Annotated in this window: 17 protein-coding genes and 1 pseudogene; 11 read left to right on the top strand and 7 right to left on the bottom strand. The window is 37.1% G+C overall.

Translation table 11 applies throughout. The annotated features are described in order from the left end of the window. The first annotated feature begins 101 nt into the window (after positions 1-101). The 5 genes from yoaA to rnd are packed head-to-tail and all read left to right on the top strand — an operon-like array spanning position 102 to position 6252. Positions 102-2024 (top strand): DNA repair helicase YoaA, encoded by a 1923-nt coding sequence (yoaA, locus tag AC6H0A_RS05645; RefSeq protein WP_179230887.1) that lies wholly within the window; start codon positions 102-104, stop codon positions 2022-2024. A gap of 12 nt (positions 2025-2036) precedes the next feature. After that, complete coding sequence (gene tsaB, locus AC6H0A_RS05640; protein WP_179230888.1) at positions 2037-2747, top strand: tRNA (adenosine(37)-N6)-threonylcarbamoyltransferase complex dimerization subunit type 1 TsaB; 711 nt, start codon at positions 2037-2039, stop codon at positions 2745-2747. 24 nt (positions 2748-2771) lie between these two features. Beyond that, entirely contained in the window at positions 2772-3323 is a 552-nt protein-coding gene (locus AC6H0A_RS05635; protein WP_179230889.1) for a Slp family lipoprotein, read from the top strand. A 42-nt stretch (positions 3324-3365) separates the two neighbouring features. Further along, the gene (gene fadD, locus AC6H0A_RS05630) at positions 3366-5054 is read left to right on the top strand and encodes a long-chain-fatty-acid--CoA ligase FadD (RefSeq protein WP_179230890.1); all 1689 of its coding nucleotides are present in this window, start codon (positions 3366-3368) and stop codon (positions 5052-5054) included. 55 nt (positions 5055-5109) lie between these two features. Next, the gene (gene rnd / locus AC6H0A_RS05625; RefSeq protein ID WP_179230891.1) at positions 5110-6252 is read left to right on the top strand and encodes a ribonuclease D; all 1143 of its coding nucleotides are present in this window, start codon (positions 5110-5112) and stop codon (positions 6250-6252) included. Positions 6253-6294: 42 nt separating this feature from the next. On the opposite strand, the gene AC6H0A_RS05620 is transcribed toward rnd, so the two are convergent. The 5 genes and pseudogenes from AC6H0A_RS05620 to AC6H0A_RS05600 all read right to left on the bottom strand — a co-directional run bounded on the left by AC6H0A_RS05620 (position 6295) and on the right by AC6H0A_RS05600 (position 11223). Beyond that, positions 6295-8178 (bottom strand): acyltransferase family protein, encoded by a 1884-nt coding sequence (locus tag AC6H0A_RS05620; RefSeq protein WP_179230892.1) that lies wholly within the window; start codon positions 8176-8178, stop codon positions 6295-6297. A 64-nt stretch (positions 8179-8242) separates the two neighbouring features. Next, complete coding sequence (ychF, locus tag AC6H0A_RS05615; RefSeq protein ID WP_179230893.1) at positions 8243-9334, bottom strand: redox-regulated ATPase YchF; 1092 nt, start codon at positions 9332-9334, stop codon at positions 8243-8245. Between the two features lie 48 nt (positions 9335-9382). Then, positions 9383-9967, bottom strand: coding sequence for an aminoacyl-tRNA hydrolase (gene pth, locus AC6H0A_RS05610; protein ID WP_179230894.1), 585 nt, complete (start codon positions 9965-9967; stop codon positions 9383-9385). Between the two features lie 562 nt (positions 9968-10529). Beyond that, positions 10530-10673 (bottom strand): annotated as a pseudogene (locus tag AC6H0A_RS05605) (type II toxin-antitoxin system RelB family antitoxin); the annotation flags it as partial. 133 nt (positions 10674-10806) lie between these two features. Beyond that, positions 10807-11223, bottom strand: a complete 417-nt coding sequence (locus AC6H0A_RS05600) for an EamA family transporter (protein ID WP_179230895.1) — start codon at positions 11221-11223, stop codon at positions 10807-10809. 88 nt (positions 11224-11311) lie between these two features. Here AC6H0A_RS05600 and AC6H0A_RS05595 point away from each other — a divergent pair, with 88 nt between their 5' ends. The 5 genes from AC6H0A_RS05595 to cpdA all read left to right on the top strand — a co-directional run bounded on the left by AC6H0A_RS05595 (position 11312) and on the right by cpdA (position 15966). Continuing rightward, on the top strand, positions 11312-11614 hold the full coding sequence (locus tag AC6H0A_RS05595) for an RnfH family protein (RefSeq protein ID WP_179230896.1): 303 nt from the start codon (positions 11312-11314) through the stop codon (positions 11612-11614). Positions 11615-11616: 2 nt separating this feature from the next. Then, entirely contained in the window at positions 11617-12831 is a 1215-nt protein-coding gene (locus AC6H0A_RS05590; protein ID WP_179230897.1) for a ribosomal protein uL16 3-hydroxylase, read from the top strand. A gap of 152 nt (positions 12832-12983) precedes the next feature. Further along, the gene (gene xseA, locus AC6H0A_RS05585; protein ID WP_005641660.1) at positions 12984-14303 is read left to right on the top strand and encodes an exodeoxyribonuclease VII large subunit; all 1320 of its coding nucleotides are present in this window, start codon (positions 12984-12986) and stop codon (positions 14301-14303) included. Between the two features lie 196 nt (positions 14304-14499). Further along, entirely contained in the window at positions 14500-15132 is a 633-nt protein-coding gene (gene nudF, locus AC6H0A_RS05580; RefSeq protein WP_044232803.1) for an ADP-ribose diphosphatase, read from the top strand. 9 nt (positions 15133-15141) lie between these two features. Beyond that, positions 15142-15966 carry a 3',5'-cyclic-AMP phosphodiesterase gene (cpdA, locus tag AC6H0A_RS05575; RefSeq protein ID WP_005641658.1) on the top strand — a complete coding sequence of 275 codons (825 nt, stop codon included), beginning with the start codon at positions 15142-15144 and terminating at the stop codon, positions 15964-15966. Between the two features lie 91 nt (positions 15967-16057). Here the strand turns inward: cpdA and purM are convergent, their stop codons facing one another. Both purM and AC6H0A_RS05565 read right to left on the bottom strand, forming a co-directional pair. Next, positions 16058-17095 (bottom strand): phosphoribosylformylglycinamidine cyclo-ligase, encoded by a 1038-nt coding sequence (gene purM, locus AC6H0A_RS05570; protein WP_005641655.1) that lies wholly within the window; start codon positions 17093-17095, stop codon positions 16058-16060. A gap of 138 nt (positions 17096-17233) precedes the next feature. Continuing rightward, a complete protein-coding gene (locus AC6H0A_RS05565) occupies positions 17234-17521 on the bottom strand; it encodes a YfcZ/YiiS family protein (protein ID WP_005641653.1) in 288 nt (95 codons plus the stop codon). A gap of 207 nt (positions 17522-17728) precedes the next feature. On the opposite strand from AC6H0A_RS05565, the gene AC6H0A_RS05560 reads away from it, so the two are divergent. Further along, positions 17729-19045, top strand: coding sequence for a porin (locus AC6H0A_RS05560; RefSeq protein WP_044232801.1), 1317 nt, complete (start codon positions 17729-17731; stop codon positions 19043-19045). The last annotated feature ends 19 nt before the right edge of the window (positions 19046-19064 follow it).

Raw genomic sequence — 19064 nt, 5'->3', positions numbered from 1 at the left:
AGAAATAAGAGTCTAACTTTAGTTTTAATAAAACTGCTATCTCCATATACGATTTTTTATAAGTTTGTTAAACTAATAAAAATTTATGTTTTTCTAATTTAATGAATTATCAAGATCGCATTTCTAATATTTTCTCTGTTAATGGCGAATTAAGTCAAAGTATCAAAGGTTTTAGACCTCGAACTGAGCAGATTGAAATGGCACATGCAGTTGGCGAGTCAATCCAAAATAAATCTTCCCTTGTTATTGAAGCTGGAACGGGGACAGGAAAGACTTTTGCATATCTGGCTCCTGCTCTAGTATTTGGTAAAAAAACAATTATTTCTACAGGATCTAAAAATCTTCAAGATCAGCTTTTTAATCGAGATCTTCCTGCTATTAAAAAAGCCCTCAATTTCACGGGTAAAATTGCATTGCTAAAAGGTCGAGCAAACTATCTTTGTTTAGAACGTTTAGATCAAGTTATTGCTCAAGGTGTGCTTGGAGATAAGTCCGTTTTAGCTGAATTAAGCAAAGTACGAAAATGGAACAACAGTACTAAAACAGGCGATTTTACAGAATGTATTGAGCTTGCAGAAGATAGCCCAATTATTCCTCAACTGACAAGTACAGCGGAAAGCTGTTTAGGCACCGATTGCCCTAATTATTCAGAATGTTATGTAGCAAGTGCGCGTAAAAAAGCATTAAATGCTGATTTTGTTGTGGTTAATCATCATTTATTTTTTGCTGATATGGCTGTGAAAGAAAGTGGTTTTGGCGAACTTATTCCAAATGCAGAAGTGATTATTTTTGACGAAGCTCATCAGTTACCAGATATTGCCAGTCAATATTTTGGTCAATCTTTAACATCACGCCAGCTTTTTGATTTGTGTAAGGATATTAATATTGTTTACCGCACAGAACTTAAAGATATGCAGCAGCTTGGCACAACATCTGATACCTTACTGAAGGTTGTACAAGATTTTCGTTTATTACTGGGTAATGGGAGTAATGTTCGAGGAAATTGGCGTGAGCTTTACACGCAAAGTGCGGTGAAAAAATCCTTTGAATTATTACAGGAGAAAATAGATTTTTTAGCTGAGGTAATTAAATTAGCGCCTGGTCGCTCCCAAACTTTGGATAGCATTTTTGAGCGCGTTGAATCCATTAAAATTCAGCTCAAGCGTTTATCTGAAACAAATATTGTGGGTTATTGTTATTGGTATGAAGGAAATGGTCGCCAGTTTGGTTTACATATTACGCCATTGACAGTAGCAGATAAATTTGGTGCTCAGCTCGAAGCTAAAGAAGCTGCTTGGATATTCACATCCGCGACATTAGAAGTGGGGGGGACTTTTAATCATTTCTGCCAACGTTTAGGCATTGAAGATGCTACACAAAAAATTTTACCGAGTCCTTTTAATTATTCTGAGCAGTCTTTGCTTTGTGTGCCTCGATATTTGCCGAATACGAATCAGGCTAATACATTAAGCTCACTAGGAGAAATGTTATTGCACGTGATCGAAGCAAATAAGGGGCGTTGCTTTGTTCTTTGTACCTCTTATTCAATGATGCGCGGCTTAGCAGAATACTTCCGTGAAAAAAGTAACCTTTCGATTCTATTACAAGGCGAAACCTCAAAAGGCAAATTACTCGAGCAATTTATAAAAGAAACGCATAGCGTTTTAGTGGCTACCTCTAGCTTTTGGGAAGGTGTAGATGTGCGCGGTGATGCACTTTCTTTAGTCATTATCGATAAGCTTCCCTTTACCGCACCAGATGAGCCTTTATTGAAAGCACGTATTGAGGATTGTCGTTTGCAAAGTGGCGATCCATTCAATGACATTCAAATTCCTGAAGCGGTGATTACGTTGAAACAAGGCGTAGGACGTTTAATTCGCGATGTTACAGATCGTGGCGTTGTGATTATTTGTGATAATCGATTAGTCATGCGAAATTATGGTGAAACTTTTTTGAAAAGTTTACCTAACTCAAGTCGTACCCGTGATCTCAACAAAGTGATACAATTCTTACAAAATAAATAAACGAGAATAATAATGCAAAATTTAACTTTATTGGCGCTAGATGCTTCAACTGAAGCCTGTTCAGTCGCTTTATTTCATCATGGTGAGAAAACACATATTAATGAACTTGCTCAACGCACTCATACCAAACGAATTTTACCCATGATTGATGAAATTTTGGCAAATTCAGGTTTACGTTTAAATCAAGTTGATGCCCTCGCCTTTGGGCGTGGGCCTGGTAGTTTTACTGGAGTTCGTGTTGGTGCTGGGATTGCACAAGGTTTAGCATTTGGTGCTGATTTGCCTGTCATTCCTATTTCAAATTTAACCGCAATGGCACAGGCGGCATTTGAATTACATCAAGCAGAAAATGTCGTTGCCGCGATTGATGCGAGAATGAACGAAGTTTATTTTTCTCAATTAGTGAGAGAAAAAGTGCGGTCTGATGTCGGGGAATTTTTTCAATGGCGAGAAATCATAACTGAACAAGTTTGTTCCCCAGAACAAGTAATTAAACAGTTTCGAGATGATAATGCATTTAGAGTCGGGACTGGTTGGGCAGCATATTCTCAATTTACTGAAAAAAATCTAACGAGCTCAGATATAGCGTTGCCTAATGCATTATATATGCTGGAGCTCGCACGAGTAGAATACTTGCAAAAACGTACAATTTCAGCTTTAGAGATTGAACCGATTTATTTGCGAAACGAGGTTACTTGGAAAAAATTACCAGGACGTGAATAAGTTTAAATAACTGGAGGATAGAAAATGAAAGGCAAAATCACCTTATTTTTTACCGCACTTTGTTTGGGATTGACAGGCTGTATGGCACCACCGAAAGGGTTAGAAGAAGATCGATTCTCTATTAATTCCTATCGCGAGATTTCCCCTCAAGATTTAACCTGCCATTGTAAAACTGTTCGACTTGGAGGGAAAATTGTTCAGGCGACTGTTTTACCAAATCAAACAAAAATTGAAGTGTTAAGTTTACCGGTGTCATCAATTTCAGGTAAACCATTTGTTGAATTTCAATCAGATGGTCGCTTTATCGTGTATTTCAACGGCTTTGTGGACCCTGAAAATTTAAAAGAGCGTTATATTACTGTAGGTGGGCAATTAGTTGGAACAGAAAAAGGCAAGATAGAACAAGCTGATTATATTTATCCTGTTATTCAACCTGATAAATACCGTATTTGGACACTCAGTACCACTTATGATTATCCAACAGATGATTGGGATGAAGATGATGATTGGGGATTTTTTAGATGGAGACATCACCCTTGGTATGTTCAGCCTGAAATTCGCTATTATTTGAATTAAATGATAAAATCTTAAAGATTTTCCAACAAATTAGGATAAAAAATGGAAAAAATTTGGTTTCAAAATTATCCAGAAGGTTCTGAAAAATTTCTGGATACTTCAAAATATGAATCTATTTTGGATATATTCGACAAAGCTGTGCGCGAACATCCAGATCGCCCCGCTTATATTAATATGGGGCAAGTACTTACTTTTCGTAAATTAGAAGAGCGCAGTCGTGCATTTGCCGCGTATTTGCAAAATGAATTTAAACTTCAGCGTGGAGATCGCGTGGCATTAATGATGCCAAATTTATTGCAATATCCCATCGCACTTTTTGGTATTTTGCGTGCTGGCTTAATTGCAGTAAATGTCAATCCTCTTTACACACCGAGAGAATTAGAGCACCAGTTGCAAGATAGTGGTGCGGTAGCGATTGTCGTGGTATCAAATTTTGCTTCTACCTTAGAAAAAGTCGTTTTCAATACCAATGTCAAACACGTTATTCTTACCCGAATGGGTGATCAACTTTCATTTGGTAAACGTACTTTAGTCAATTTTATCGTGAAATATGTGAAAAAACTGGTGCCGAAATATAAATTACCGCATGCAGTGACCTTCCGAGAAGTATTGAGTATTGGTAAATATCGACAATATGTTCGCCCTGAAATGTCGCGCGAGGATTTAGCTTTTTTACAATACACTGGTGGCACAACAGGTGTTGCGAAAGGTGCAATGCTGACGCACGGAAATATTATAACCAATGTATTCCAAGCAAAATGGATTGCAGAGCCATTTATTGGCGATCATTCTCGCACTCGCTCAGCTATTTTAGCTTTGCCTCTTTATCACGTATTTGCCTTAACAGTGAATTGCTTATTATTTTTAGAGTTAGGCGTAACGGCGATCTTAATCACCAATCCGAGAGATATTGAGGGATTTGTGAAAGAGTTGAAAAAATATCGTTTTGAAGCAATCACTGGTGTGAATACCTTATTTAATGCCTTGTTAAATAATGAAAACTTCAAAGAAGTTGATTTTTCTGCTTTGAAACTTTCTGTGGGTGGCGGTATGGCTATTCAACAATCGGTGGCAACACGTTGGCATGAATTGACGGGCTGTAACATTATTGAAGGTTATGGAATGACAGAATGTTCACCATTAATCGCCGCTTGTCCGATTAATGTTGTGAAACATAATGGTACTATTGGTGTGCCGGTGCCAAATACTGATATAAAAATCATTAAGGATGATGGTTCAGACGCAAAAATTGGAGAGCTTGGTGAATTATGGGTGAAAGGTGACCAAGTCATGCAAGGTTATTGGCAACGACCAGAAGCAACTAGCGAAGTTTTAAAAGATGGTTGGATGGCAACTGGCGATATTGTCATTATGGATGAATCATATAGCTTACGCATTGTAGATCGTAAAAAAGATATGATTTTGGTTTCTGGCTTTAATGTCTATCCAAATGAAATTGAAGATGTCGTTATGCTAAATTACAAAGTGGCTGAGGCTGTGGCAATCGGCGTTCCTCATGAAGTTTCTGGTGAAACGATTAAAGTATTTGTGGTGAAAAAGGATGATAGTTTAACCCGAGATGAACTTCGAAACCATTGTCGCCAATATCTCACAGGCTATAAAGTACCAAAAGAAATTGAGTTCCGAGACGAACTGCCAAAAACCAATGTAGGTAAAATTTTACGTCGGGTTTTACGCGATGAAGAGATCGCAAAACGTTCAAAACATTAATATCAAAATGGGATAGCAATATCCCATTTTTGTTCTTTTTAAATAAAAAATCACTATGATAAAAGAATGTCAAAATCCACCGCACTTTACGGTTATTACGGATAATACTTCGCTATTGGAAATTTGCAATTTGGCTCAGCAGCAAAATGCGGTTGCCCTAGATACAGAATTTATGCGTGTTTCCACTTATTTTCCTAAGTTGGGATTAATCCAGCTTTATGATGGCGAGCGCGTCTCTTTAATTGATCCTTTAGCGATTACGGATTTTTCGCCTTTTGTTGCATTGTTATCCAATCCTAAAGTATTAAAAGTCTTACATTCTTGTAGTGAAGATTTATTGGTTTTCTTACAAAAATTTGATCAGCTTCCATGCCCAATGATTGATACGCAAATTATGGCGCGCTTTCTTGGGCTTGGCACATCAGCAGGATTGGCAAAATTAGCACAACAATACTTAAATATAGAAATTGATAAAGGCGCAACACGAACGAATTGGATCAAACGCCCCCTTTCTGATATTCAACTTCAATATGCCGCAGGTGATGTTTGGTATTTGTTACCGCTTTATCATATTCTTGAAAAAGAGTTAGCGAAAACACCTTGGGAACAAGCCGTAATCGATGATTGTGAATTGGCTCTTGCTAAAACGCATAAATTACAAGAACGAGATTCAGAAAAAGCTTATTTGGATATTCCAAATGCTTGGAAATTAAATCTATTAGAATTATCTCGTTTAAGAATTTTGGCGCAGTGGCGACAAAACGTCGGAATAGAACGTGATTTAGCACTTTCTTATATTGTGAAATCAGATAATCTTTGGAAAGTGGCAAAAAATAATCCGCGTAATATATCGGAAATGTTGGAAATGGGATTAACTGAAAATGAAGTGCGTGTACGTGGTAAGAAGATTTTGCAATTACTTGCTCAAGCAAGACGTATTTCTTCTAATGACTATCCAAAACCTATTGAACGTATTTCTGAAGATCCTCGTTATAAAAAAACAATTCGATTGTTGCAAGAAAAAGTGAATAGCTTAACACCAGCAGGTTTAACCTCTGAAATCCTTGCAAGTAAACGCACTTTGGATGAATTAATTAAATGGGTTTGGAAATATGATTGTTCTCAAAATAAACTACCAGAATTGCTGATTGGCTGGCGAAAACCTATTGGTGAGAAGTTAGTTGATGAACTTAAGTAAATATAAAAAAGCGTTGGGCAAATAGCTCAACGCTTTTAGTTTTTACTCGTAGAGTTTTTTCACTTGTTCAGGTGTCATCACTCGTTGGTATTTACTAAATTCTTTTGCCATATAGTAAGCACCAAAATTTGTTAAGTGATCTTGATCTCCATACAAATATTTTCCTTCTTCCATAACGCTATCTTTTGGTAAATACTGTTGAGCATCTACCCAATAAACATTAGGAATATCCTTGACTAAATCGTGAATAATTTTGTTGCTCGCATCAATATCGCCCATTCTACGAATTGGTTCTAAATACTTTTCAAGTCCATATTTCTCTAGTAAATATCCACGAATAGGTGATCTGCTAATAGAACTGTTATTTGCAAAGATATAAACCGATTTTGATTTAGCAAGTAATTTTATTGTTTCCCTAAATCTTATTTTGAAGTTAGGAATAATAGCTGATTCTGCGTTAAATCTTGGAACAGGTTGTCCTCCCATTCTTAAATCATAAAATCCAGAAATAAAAATAGCTTTATATTTAGGTGAATTAATCTCATCAAATAACTCTTGACACTCAGATGTTATTCTATTGCTTTTATCCACTAAAACAAAACAATCCTTCCCATCAGTTATGCTTAAAATAGTTGACTTCCATCCTTCTTGCTTACCAAGATATTTTAACAAATAAGTAAGATGACTAGCATGAGAATCTCCGATTGTTAAAACTGTAGTTGATAAGTTATTCTCTAAATTAACAGATAAAACATCTTGTTCAATATGTTCTTTTTCTTTTCTAATTTGTTTTCTTTCATAGGTGTTATAACCAATAATAAAAAGAGAAGGAATTAGATAAAGATAGATAAATGCCTGCTTAAAGTTTAATTTTGATCTTCTTATAGGTTGTTCAATGAAATAGTAACTTATTATAGAGAAAATAATCGTTAATGCGACAACAATTAACACTGTAATGTCTTGAATTTGTTTACTGCCAGTAATGTAATAAGCAAACGCAATAAAAATCCAATGATATAAATAAAGTGAATAAGAAATTTTTCCAATAAATACTATCACTTTATTGGATAAACATAATTTAATAATGTTATTTTGTGATGTGGTATGAATAATTAATGCTGTAAAAATACAAGGAAGAATTAAAGTAATACCTGGAATATATGCAATATTATTATTCATTAAAAATAAGCAGGAAAATAATAGTAATGTACTTAAGATAGCCAGAATATTATTTACTTGCTTACTCAATTGAACCTTGTTTGAAAGATTATGATAAATTGCCAACAAAGATCCTACAAGTAATTCAGGAAATCTTAGGTTAGAAAGATAATAAATATTAGGCTGGTGCAATACTTCTTTGTAAAAATTAGCTGGAATAAAAGAGGTGGCAAGTAAAATAAAAAACAAGATTAGCGTTATAATAAATAATGCTTTAATTTCTCTAAATTTTTTATAAGCTAAAATTAGGATAAGTGGAAAAATAAGATAGTATTGTTCTTCTACAGCTAATGACCAAATATGTAACACAGGATTTTCATTGGCGCTTAAATCAAAATAACCTTGTGTTAAACCTAAATAGAAATTAGATAAGAAAGCTGTAGCTAATTCAATCGTTTTTCTTAATTGATTAAAATCATTATAAATGAAAATAGCAGACGCAATGAGAGACACTAATGCCATCACTGTAATAAAAGCAGGATAAATTCGTTTAATACGTCGAGTATAAAATTGTTTAAACGAAAAAGAATTCTGTTGAATTTCTGTGATAATAATACCCGTAATCAGAAAACCAGAAATAACAAAGAAAATATCCACCCCAAGAAAACCACCAGATAACCAGTTTTCATTAAGATGATAAATAATGACTGAAATAACAGCAATTGCACGCAGTCCATCAATTTCTGGACGATATTTAATAGATGACATACAAGGTTCCTTGATTAATTCGTAACACCGCACTTAAAAAGTGCGGTTATTTTTTTATATATTTTTATACATTGAATCGGAAGTGCATGACATCGCCATCTTGTACGATGTAATCTTTGCCTTCTAAACGCCATTTACCTGCTTCTTTTGCACCGTTTTCGCCGTTGAATTGGATAAAGTCTTCATAAGCGATAACTTCTGCTCGGATAAAGCCTTTCTCAAAGTCGGTGTGGATTACTGCAGCTGCTTTTGGTGCGGTTGCGCCGACTGAAACAGTCCAAGCGCGTACTTCTTTTACACCCGCGGTAAAGTAAGTTTGGAGGTTTAAAAGTGCGTAACCCGCACGAATTACGCGGTTCAGTCCAGGTTCTTCAATGCCTAAATCTTGTAAAAATTCGACTTTTTCTTCATCATCAAGTTCCGCAATTTCAGATTCAATCGCCGCACATACTGGAACAACAACTGCTCCTTCTTTTGTAGCAATTTCACGAACGCGATCTAAATATGGATTATTTTCAAAACCATCTTCGTTCACATTTGCGATATACATTGTTGGTTTTAAAGTTAAGAAGTTGTAACTCTTGATTGCTTGCAATTCTTCTTTATCTAACCCAACAGAGCGAATCATTCCCGCATTTTTAAGTACAGGAAGGATTTTTTCCATAACGGAAAGTTCAAATTTAGCCTCTTTGTCGCCACCTTTGGCACGTTTTTGTAAACGTTGGATCGCGCGTTCGCAGCTGTCTAAGTCTGCTAAGGCTAATTCGGTATTGATGGTATCAATGTCATCTTGTGGGTCAATTTTCCCAGCAACGTGCACGATATCGTCATTTTCAAAGCAACGAACGACGTGGCCGATCGCATCGGTTTCACGAATATTAGCGAGGAATTTGTTACCTAAGCCTTCGCCTTTACTTGCTCCTGCAACTAAGCCTGCGATGTCTACGAATTCCATCGTGGTAGGTAATACGCGTTCAGGTTTAACGATTTCTGCCAATGCATCTAAACGCTGATCTGGCATTGGCACGACACCAGTATTTGGTTCGATAGTGCAGAATGGATAGTTTGCGGCTTCAATACCAGCTTTAGTGAGCGCGTTAAAAAGAGTAGATTTGCCGACATTTGGCAATCCCACAATACCACATTTGAATCCCATAATTTTTCCCTTATTTTGAGTAAAACGGTTGTAAAACTAACCGCACTTTTAAATTTTAAAACTGTTTAAACGGTTGGTCGCTTTGACCATTCCATCTTTGAAAATCATTTCTACACAATCAGTCGCTTCATCTAGCACTTTTTCAAGTGCATCGCGATCTGCTGGTGATGGTTTATTTAAGACGTAACCCGCCACTAAATCACGATGGCCAGGATGCCCAATGCCAATACGTAAGCGGTAGAAATTATTGTTATTGCCTAGTTGCGCCACAATATCTTTTAAGCCATTATGTCCGCCGTGCCCACCGCCTTGTTTGAGTTTTGCTGTGCCAGGGGGTAAATCCAATTCATCATGAATAACTAAAATTTCTTCAGGTTTAATATGGTAAAAACTTGCCAATGCCCCAACCGATTTACCGCTTAAATTCATAAAAGTTGTCGGCACTAAAAGGCGAACTTCTTTTCCATTCACTAAAGTGCGGGCAGTTTTTCCGAAGAATTTACTTTCTGGATTTAGCGAAACGTTAAAACGACGTGCCAAGCGTTCAATAAGCCATTCTCCCGCATTGTGGCGTGTACTGGTATATTTATCGCCAGGATTGCCTAAACCAACAATGAGTTTTATTTCTGACATTTTTATTTGATGATGTAAAAAATGGTGGCGTATTGTAGCGAAAAAAACCTAAAGTCTCAATCTACATCAGTTATTTCAATTTCACTGCTTCTAATAAAGCACTTAGAAGTGTAATTTCTTTCTCTTTTGGCTCTAAAATAGTTCGAGCCTTATTTAAAATCACGATCTATTGATGACCCTATTAATTATAATGAACTAGCTAATTTAACGGAAAATTTTGTTTCAGGTGATATAAAATTTCTCTTCTGTGATGAAGCTTCAAGAAAGGCTCTAAAAAATAATAGTAAAATATCTCAGTCTATTTTAATTGAAACGACTTCTAATACATCACCTTCATTATCCTTAGATGAACTAAAAGAATATGAGAAAGTAAAAGAGAAGTTTTGAAATAAAAATTCTAAGAACAAACCTATAAAGAATACTATAGGTTTCTTTTAATACATTAGTGTGTAAAGAATAATGTTTACACGCCTACTTAAACTAATCTACTAATAATAAATTTTTAAGCAATATCCCAACTCTAATTCTGTAGTAATCATCACTTAATTGCTTTTTAGCTGTTTCAGCGAAAAGAATTGTCCAAACCGAGTTCACGTTCTACATCCTCAAGTGAATACACTTTTTCCTTTCCAGCTCGAACACGTTCAATAACCGCATTTGCCATATCTTCCAAATCCTCCATATAAGCTTCAAGTGCTGCTTTTACATAATAGGATTTTGCTCAGCCGATTTGTAATGCAAGATGATCAAGACGATGATGAAGTTCGTTAGATTATCTTATTGTAAGCGTCATAATATATCCTTAAAATATTTAAAATGTACTTAATGTAATACAAGTATTATAACGCTAAAACTAATACACCCGATAAAATCAAAATACTGCCTGCGACTAATTTCAGGCTCAACGGCTCGCCTAAGATAACCACGCCTAAAATAATCGCGATGACCACGCTTAATTTATCAATTGGGGCGACCCAAGATGCTCGGGCAAGTTGAAGGGCTCGATAGTAACAAAGCCAAGAAAGCCCAGTGGCGATGCCTGATAAAACTAAAAAAGTGAAAGGTTTGGCGGCGATATGTTGTGGTAGTTGCCATTCGTTGCGGGCGGAAATAATACCAGCGGTGATCAGTAAAATTACGATGGTGCGAATAAAAGTAGCGAGATTGCTATTCATTCCGTCCACACCAAGTTTGCCTAAAATCGCCGTTAAGCCTGCAAAAAATGCCGAGCCAACGGCAAAGAATACCCAATTCATTTTGTTTCCTTATTTATCGTTAATACTGACCGCACTTTTTCGCTATATACGTTATAATAGCCCAAAATTTTTTGATGAAGAAATAAAGATGAGCCAGATTAACATTGAAATCGCTTATGCTTTGCCCGAATGTTATTATTTGAAATCTTTTCACGTTGATGAAGGCATTACCGTGCAAACGGCGATTACGCAATCAGGGATTTTAAGCCAATTTCCAGAGATTGATTTGCAGACAAATAAAATTGGAATTTTCAGTCGTCCAATAAAATTGACTGATGTATTAAAAGAGGGCGATCGTATTGAAATTTATCGTCCATTACTTGCTGATCCGAAAGAAATTCGCCGTAAACGTGCAGCGGAGCAAGCTGCAGCCAAAGAAAAAGGAGCTTAAAAATGACCTCACTTTCATCTGTTGATTTTTGTTTACCTGAACATATCACACCAGAAATTTTTCTACGCGATTATTGGCAGAAAAAGCCACTTGTGATTCGTAAAGGTTTGCCTGAAATTGTTGGGCAGTTTGAGCCACAAGATATTATTGAGCTTGCACAAAATGAAGATGTTACCGCTCGTTTAGTGAAGACATTTTCTGATGATGATTGGAAAGTTTTTTTTAGTCCTTTGAGCGACAAGGATTTCCAAAAATTGCCAGAAAAATGGTCGGTGTTAGTTCAAAATTTAGAGCAATGGTCGCCTGAATTAGGACAACTTTGGAACAAATTTGGCTTTATTCCTCAATGGCAACGTGACGACATTATGGTGTCTTATGCGCCGAAAGGTGGCTCTGTTGGTAAGCATTATGATGAGTATGATGTATTCTTGGTGCAAGGATATGGTCATCGTCGTTGGCAATTAGGTAAATGGTGTGATCCAAGTACCGAATTTAAACCTAATCAGCCAATCCGAATTTTTGATGATATGGGCGAATTGGTGATTGATGAAGTGATGAATCCGGGCGACATCCTCTATATTCCAGCGCGTATGGCACATTATGGCGTAGCTGAAGATGATTGTTTAACCTTTTCTTTTGGCTTGCGTTATCCAAATTTAAGCAATTTAATTGATGGGATAAGCAAAAGTTTTTGTCATCAAGATCCTGATTTGAATTTAAGCGAATTTGATTTACCGCTACGTTTAAGCCAATCAGAACAACGTACAGGTAAACTTGCGGATGAAAATATTCAAGCAATGAAGCAGCTTTTATTAGATAAATTGGCTCATTCAGAAGCTTTTGATGCATTGTTTAAGCAAGCTGTAGCAAGTGCGGTGAGTTCTCGTCGTTACGAGTTATTAGTCTCTGATGAAATGTGTGATCCTGATGAAGTTCGGTCAATTTTAGAAGAGGATGGGGCGTTCCTTTCTCAAGACAACAATTGTAAATTGCTTTACACCGAAAATCCGCTGCGAATTTATGCTAATGGCGAGTGGTTAGATGAGCTTAATGTGATTGAGACCGAAGTGTTGAAATGCTTATCTGATGGTGAAAGTTTGGATTGGGTATTTTTATCTAATTTAGTAAAAGAAACCGAAGATCCCGAAACTTCAATGGATTTACTGTTGTATTCCATTTGTAACTGGGTTGATGATGGTTGGGTAATTATAGAATAATCAAGCTCCCCTCTTTAGAAAAGAGGGGATGGGGGAGATTTGATAACGATGTTTAATTACTTACGAGGTTGATTTTACTTCTGCCAAATCTCCCCTTCCCCCCTCTTTGCTAAAGAGGGGGATTATCTTTAACCTTTAAGATATAACAAACTATGTCAGACAATATTTATTCCGTATCTCAACTGAATTCTGTTGCGCGTCAGATGCTAGAGGGCAATTTTTCCCAAATTTGGTTAACAGGTGAAATTTCCAATTTTACGCAACCCGTGTCTGGGCATTGGTATTTAACTCTGAAAGATGAAAATGCACAGGTCCGTTGCGCGATGTTTCGTATGAAAAATTTGCGTGTAGCTTTTTGTCCGCAAAATGGAATGCAAGTGCTTGTGCGTGCCAATGTGAGTTTATATGAGCCTCGTGGTGATTATCAGCTTATTGTTGACTCCATGCATCCAGCTGGTGAAGGTTTGTTGCAACAGCAATTTGAAGCATTAAAAATGAAGTTGGCTGCGGAAGGATTGTTTGCTCAAAATCTCAAGAAAAATCTACCGCACTTTAGTAAAGCGGTTGGGATTATAACTTCTTCTACAGGTGCGGCATTGCAAGATATTTTGCATATTTTGGCACGCCGCGATCCAAGTTTAAAAGTCGTCATTTATCCCACTGCAGTACAAGGCAAAGAGGCGAGCGCAGAAATTGTGCAAATGATTGAACTTGCCAATGCACGACAAGAGGTGGATGTATTAATTGTGGGGCGTGGTGGAGGTTCATTAGAAGATCTTTGGTGTTTTAATGAAGAAGAAGTGGCGAGAGCAATTTTTCGTTCAACCTTACCCATTATCAGTGCTGTAGGACATGAAACAGATGTGACGATTGCCGATTTTGTTGCAGATCTTCGTGCGCCGACTCCTTCTGCTGCGGCTGAGTTAGTTAGCCGTAATCAAGATGAATTATTGCAACAACTTCGCCATCAACAGCAACGTTTAGATATGGCATTTGATCGTTTATTTACGCGAAAAAGCCAGCGTTTGAAACAGCTAACCTTACGATTGCAAAATCAGCATCCGCAGAATCAGTTACGTGCTCAACAAGCGAAAAATGAACAGCTTACGTATCGTTTGCAACTTGCTATGTTGCGTCAGTTTGAAAATACACAACAAAAATTCACCGCACTTTCTTCTCGTTTGAAACAAAATCCATTGTCATATCGAGTGCAACGTCATCAACAACGCTTAGAGCAGTTACAAGTGCGGTTAAATTTTTGTGTAAATCGCCAAGTGACGGAGCGTCAAAATAAACTGGCAACGTTATGCGGAAAACTGGATGGTTTAAGCCCGTTGAAGGTATTGGCAAGAGGTTATTCCATTGCAGAGAACCCGCAAGGTAAAGCCATTGTTAGCATGAAAGATGTAAAGCAAGGGGACTTAATTACAACTCAAGTGGCTGATGGAAAAATTGTGAGTAAAGTTTTGTAGGATGCCTATTTTATAAAAATGGAGTGAAATACTGTTTCACTTACTTCTAAAAAAGAATGCTGTGATTGTTGAATAAATAATCATGGCATTTTATTTTTTTGTGACTCACTTCAAACTTTCAACAAAAAGTGGAAACCTTCTATTTTTTTTGTAGTCTTTTAAGCGTATGATTTTGCGCGCAGTTTTGGAGAAAAAGATGTCAGAAATTCAACACTTTAGCCAACAAGATATAGAAATATTGGGTGAACAAACTTTGTATGAAGGTTTTTTCACACTCAAACGAATTCAATTTAAACATAAGCTTTTTGCTGGTGGTGAAAGCGGTGTAGTAACGCGTGAATTACTTATTAAAGGCGCTGCCTCTGCCGTCATCGCTTATGATCCAAAAGAAGATTCGGTGATTTTAGTTGAACAAGTTCGTATTGGCGCGGCTTATCATCCAGAATCTCATCGTTCGCCTTGGTTACTCGAATTAATTGCAGGCATGGTGGAAAAAGGTGAAAAGCCGGAAGAGGTTGCTTTGCGTGAGAGTGAAGAAGAAGCGGGAATTCAAGTAAAAAATTTAACGCATTGCTTAAGTGTGTGGGATAGTCCAGGTGGAACGGTAGAGCGAATTCATTTATTTGCTGGTGAGGTTGATAGTTCACAAGCAAAAGGTATTCACGGTTTGGCTGAAGAAAATGAAGACATTCGAGTACACGTAGTAAAACGTGAACAGGCGTATCAATGGATGTGCGAGGGGAAAATTGATAATGGCATTGCAGTGATCGGGCTGCAGTGGCTTCAATTAAATTATGCTCAGTTACAACAAAGTTGGAAATGTAGTTAGGGGGCATTAATGAAAAATACGTTTGTTTATCAGGCGGAAAAGCCTGTTATTAAGTTATTACAAATTACGGATCCCCATTTATTTAAAGATGAAAGTGCGGAATTATTAGGGGTAAATACACAAGCAAGTTTTGCTCAAGTATTAAAGGAAATTCAGCAAGAAAATCATGAGTTTGATGTGATCCTTGCTACAGGCGATCTTGTGCAGGATAGTAGTGATGAAGGTTACACTCGTTTTGTAGAAATGATGAAACCTTTCAATAAACCTGTGTTTTGGATTCCGGGAAATCACGATTTTCAGCCTAAAATGGAGGAATTCTTAAATCAGTTGCCAATGGATGGGGCAAAACATCTTCTACTAGGCGAACATTGGCAAGCTTTATTGTTAGATAGCCAAGTTTATGGTGTGCCGCATGGGCAGCTAAGCCAGCATCAACTCGATTTATTAAAAGAAACCTTAGAAAAAAATCCTGAACGCTATACGTTGGTTGTATTACACCATCATTTATTACCAACTAATTCCGCATGGCTTGATCAACATAACCTTCGTAATTCTCATGAATTGGCAGAAGTGCTTGCGCCTTTCACCAATGTGAAAGCTATTTTATATGGGCATATTCATCAAGAAGTAAACAGTGAATGGAATGGTTATCAAGTGATGGCAACGCCAGCGACTTGTATTCAATTTAAACCTGATTGCCAGTATTTTTCTCTTGATACGTTACAGCCAGGTTGGCGTGAAATTGAGCTACATTCAGATGGTTCAATTTGTACGGAAGTAAAGCGAATTCAGCAAGCGAAATTTTTGCCGAATATGCAAGAAGAAGGGTATTAATGAAAATAAAGTGCGGTGAAAATTCACCGCACTTTTTTCCAGTTAGAAATGGTACGCATCAGTAAATGTGTACCATTTTTTTATGATTTTATTACGCAATCACAACTTGTTCTGCATCGTCTTCAGCGTGTTCAATATGCCCGATTAACCATGCATTCTCACCTGCTTGTTTTAAGATCGCTAATGCAGTCTCGACTTGCTCTTGAGGAAGTGCAATTATCATGCCTACACCACAATTGAAGGCTCGGTACATTTCATATGTGTCGATATTGCCTTTTTCTTGTAACCAATTAAACACGGAAGGCCATTTCCAGCTTTTTTCATCAATTACTGCTTTGGTGTTTTTAGGCAAGACTCTCGGAATGTTTTCCCAGAACCCGCCGCCTGTTAAATGCGCAATCGCATGTACATCGGCTTGCTTAATAAGTGCTAACACGGATTTGACATAGATTTTTGTTGGCGCAAGTACATATTCGCTTAATGGTTTATTATCAAGCAGTTCTGTTGCAGGATTAACGCCCGCGACATCAATCACTTTACGAACTAAAGAATAACCGTTTGAATGTGGGCCACTGGAACCTAAGGCAATTAATGCATCGCCATTTTTTACACGGCTACCATCAATAATTTCAGATTTCTCTACAACGCCTACACAAAATCCGGCTAAATCATAATCGCCTGCATGATACATTCCTGGCATTTCTGCTGTTTCGCCACCCACTAATGCACAACCTGATTGCACACAACCATCAGCAATCCCTTTTACAACATCAGCAGCTACATCAACATCTAGTTTTCCTGTTGCATAATAATCTAAGAAAAACAGTGGTTCAGCACCTTGAACGACTAAATCATTTACACACATAGCAACTAAATCAATGCCAATGGTATCGTGTTTTTTTAAATCAATGGCTAAGCGTAATTTCGTGCCAACTCCATCGGTGCCCGATACTAAAATAGGCTCTTTATATTTGCTTGGTATCGCACATAAGGCGCCAAATCCACCTAATCCCCCGATCACTTCTGCACGAGTGATACGTTTCACTTCAGGTTTAATTCGTTCAACCAAGGCATTGCCAGCATTAATGTCAACTCCAGCATCTTTATAGCTTAATGATTGTTTGCTCACAGTGTTTTCCTATATCGATAAGTATTGAAAAATAAATTGCGATTTATTTTAACAGTTTAAGCAAACGTTTGCGATTTAAATTTTGAGATAAAAAAAGACCGCACTTTAGAAAAAGTGCGGTCGAGTTTGACATTGTTTTTAACGATTCGCCAGCTCAAAAATCATCGCTTCTGCTTGGCAACTAAAAGTGAAAGAGGCATTTAATTGAACGCCGTTTTCAACTGCCACGATTTCGCTTTTAATTTCGCAAGGATCGCTTTCTGTATTGCGTGCTTTCTTCGTTAATCGTTCAAGCGCTGCATTTGCATCAGCTTCAGTGCTATAAAATTGATGTACTTCTACGCTACACTCAGAGCCATCAATAATCGTGCCTACATCAACACAGCTACAAGTTGAGGATTCTTCTGCTTTGCATTTTACGGTCATTTTTTTTCCTTATATGAATATTTTTGCGCATTTTATCATTTTTCTTTTTCTCCATAAATGACAAAAATTGAACAAAAATAGTCCATTAAATGTAAAAAGTTCCCGCTAGCTGGTCGGAGTTCTGGTGAAAATAAGGAAATGGACTTGCGATCAATAACATCGAGTTTTAGAATTGATCAAGTTTTTATTAATAACAAAGGTTCCCAAATGAAAAAATTTAATCAATCTGTTTTAGCAACTGCAATGTTATTGGCTGCAGGTGGCGCAAATGCAGCGGCTTTCCAATTAGCGGAAGTTTCTACTTCTGGGCTTGGTCGCGCGTATGCGGGTGAAGCGGCGATTGCAGATAATGCATCAGTAGTAGCAACTAATCCAGCTTTGATGAGCTTATTTAAAACTGCACAGTTTTCCACAGGTGGCGTTTATGTTGATTCTAGAATTAATATGAATGGTGATGTGAAACTTACAGCGGGTTCAAATACTGCTAGTGATTCAGCTTCAAAGCGTCATGTTGTACCTGGTGCTTTTGTACCTAATTTATATTTTGTTGCGCCTGTGAATGATAAATGGGCCATGGGTGCAGGGATGAATGTGAATTTTGGTTTAAAGAGTGAATATGGTGATAGTTATGCTGCGGGAATGCTAGCTAGCACTACTGATCTTTCTACTCTTAACTTGAATTTAAGTAGTGCTTATCGTGTTACTGAAGGCTTTAGTTTGGGATTTGGGATAAACGCAATTTATGCGAGAGCTAAACTTGATCGTCGAGCAGGAATTTTAAGTACCAATCAACCTGTAGGAGGAGCTTGGCATGCAGTAGGAGTAATAACTCCAGATAAAGAATTTCTACAATTACAAGATAAAGCTACATGGGGATTCGGTTGGAATGCAGGCGTGATGTATCAATTTAATGAACGTAACCGAATTGGTTTAGCCTATCATTCCAAAGTAGATATTGATTTTACTGACCGTACGGCAAGCCGTTTTTCATCTCCTAAGCCTATTGTTAAAAAAGGTAGTTTGGCTCTTAAATTACCAGATTATGTAGAATTTTCAGGTTTCCATCAATTAACCGACAAATTTGCGGTGCATTATAGTTATAAATATACCCATTGGAGTCGCTTAAACCGATTACATGCTAGCTTCGAAGATGGTCAAGTAGCATTTGATAAAGAGTTACAATATAGTAACAATTCACGTATTGCATTAGGGGCAAGTTATAATCTTGATGAAAAATTGACCTTACGTGCGGGTATTGCTTACGATCAAGCCGCATCTCGTCATCACCGTAGTGCTGCAATTCCAGATACCGATCGTATGTGGTATAGCTTAGGGGCAACTTATAAATTCACCCCGAATTTATCTGTTGATCTTGGCTATGCTTACTTAAAAGGCAAAAAGGTTCACTTTAAAGAAGAACAAAAGATTCCTCTTGGGAGCTCAGCTGTATTTACAGAAACCGCAAATTATACTTCTCAAGCACATGCAAATCTTTACGGCTTAAACTTAAATTATAGTTTCTAATCCGTTAAAAAATTTAGCA

It is taken from the genome of Haemophilus sp. THUN1692 (assembly GCF_059704395.1).
This window is presented reverse-complemented; position numbering and strand designations above follow the sequence as displayed.

What these genes read in the sequence shown, in the direction of transcription:
- AC6H0A_RS05635 (WP_179230889.1), top strand. Translation starts at nt 2,772, where the DNA reads ATGAAAGGCAAAATCACCTTATTTTTTACCGCACTTTGTTTGGGATTG.
- rnd (WP_179230891.1), top strand. Translation starts at nt 5,110, where the DNA reads ATGATAAAAGAATGTCAAAATCCACCGCACTTTACGGTTATTACGGAT.
- yoaA (WP_179230887.1), top strand. Translation starts at nt 102, where the DNA reads ATGAATTATCAAGATCGCATTTCTAATATTTTCTCTGTTAATGGCGAA.
- tsaB (WP_179230888.1), top strand. Translation starts at nt 2,037, where the DNA reads ATGCAAAATTTAACTTTATTGGCGCTAGATGCTTCAACTGAAGCCTGT.
- AC6H0A_RS05590 (WP_179230897.1), top strand. Translation starts at nt 11,617, where the DNA reads ATGACCTCACTTTCATCTGTTGATTTTTGTTTACCTGAACATATCACA.
- AC6H0A_RS05560 (WP_044232801.1), top strand. Translation starts at nt 17,729, where the DNA reads ATGAAAAAATTTAATCAATCTGTTTTAGCAACTGCAATGTTATTGGCT.
- AC6H0A_RS05595 (WP_179230896.1), top strand. Translation starts at nt 11,312, where the DNA reads ATGAGCCAGATTAACATTGAAATCGCTTATGCTTTGCCCGAATGTTAT.
- nudF (WP_044232803.1), top strand. Translation starts at nt 14,500, where the DNA reads ATGTCAGAAATTCAACACTTTAGCCAACAAGATATAGAAATATTGGGT.
- xseA (WP_005641660.1), top strand. Translation starts at nt 12,984, where the DNA reads ATGTCAGACAATATTTATTCCGTATCTCAACTGAATTCTGTTGCGCGT.
- cpdA (WP_005641658.1), top strand. Translation starts at nt 15,142, where the DNA reads ATGAAAAATACGTTTGTTTATCAGGCGGAAAAGCCTGTTATTAAGTTA.
- pth (WP_179230894.1), bottom strand. Translation starts at nt 9,967, where the DNA reads ATGTCAGAAATAAAACTCATTGTTGGTTTAGGCAATCCTGGCGATAAA.
- AC6H0A_RS05620 (WP_179230892.1), bottom strand. Translation starts at nt 8,178, where the DNA reads ATGTCATCTATTAAATATCGTCCAGAAATTGATGGACTGCGTGCAATT.
- fadD (WP_179230890.1), top strand. Translation starts at nt 3,366, where the DNA reads ATGGAAAAAATTTGGTTTCAAAATTATCCAGAAGGTTCTGAAAAATTT.
- AC6H0A_RS05600 (WP_179230895.1), bottom strand. Translation starts at nt 11,223, where the DNA reads ATGAATTGGGTATTCTTTGCCGTTGGCTCGGCATTTTTTGCAGGCTTA.
- ychF (WP_179230893.1), bottom strand. Translation starts at nt 9,334, where the DNA reads ATGGGATTCAAATGTGGTATTGTGGGATTGCCAAATGTCGGCAAATCT.
- AC6H0A_RS05565 (WP_005641653.1), bottom strand. Translation starts at nt 17,521, where the DNA reads ATGACCGTAAAATGCAAAGCAGAAGAATCCTCAACTTGTAGCTGTGTT.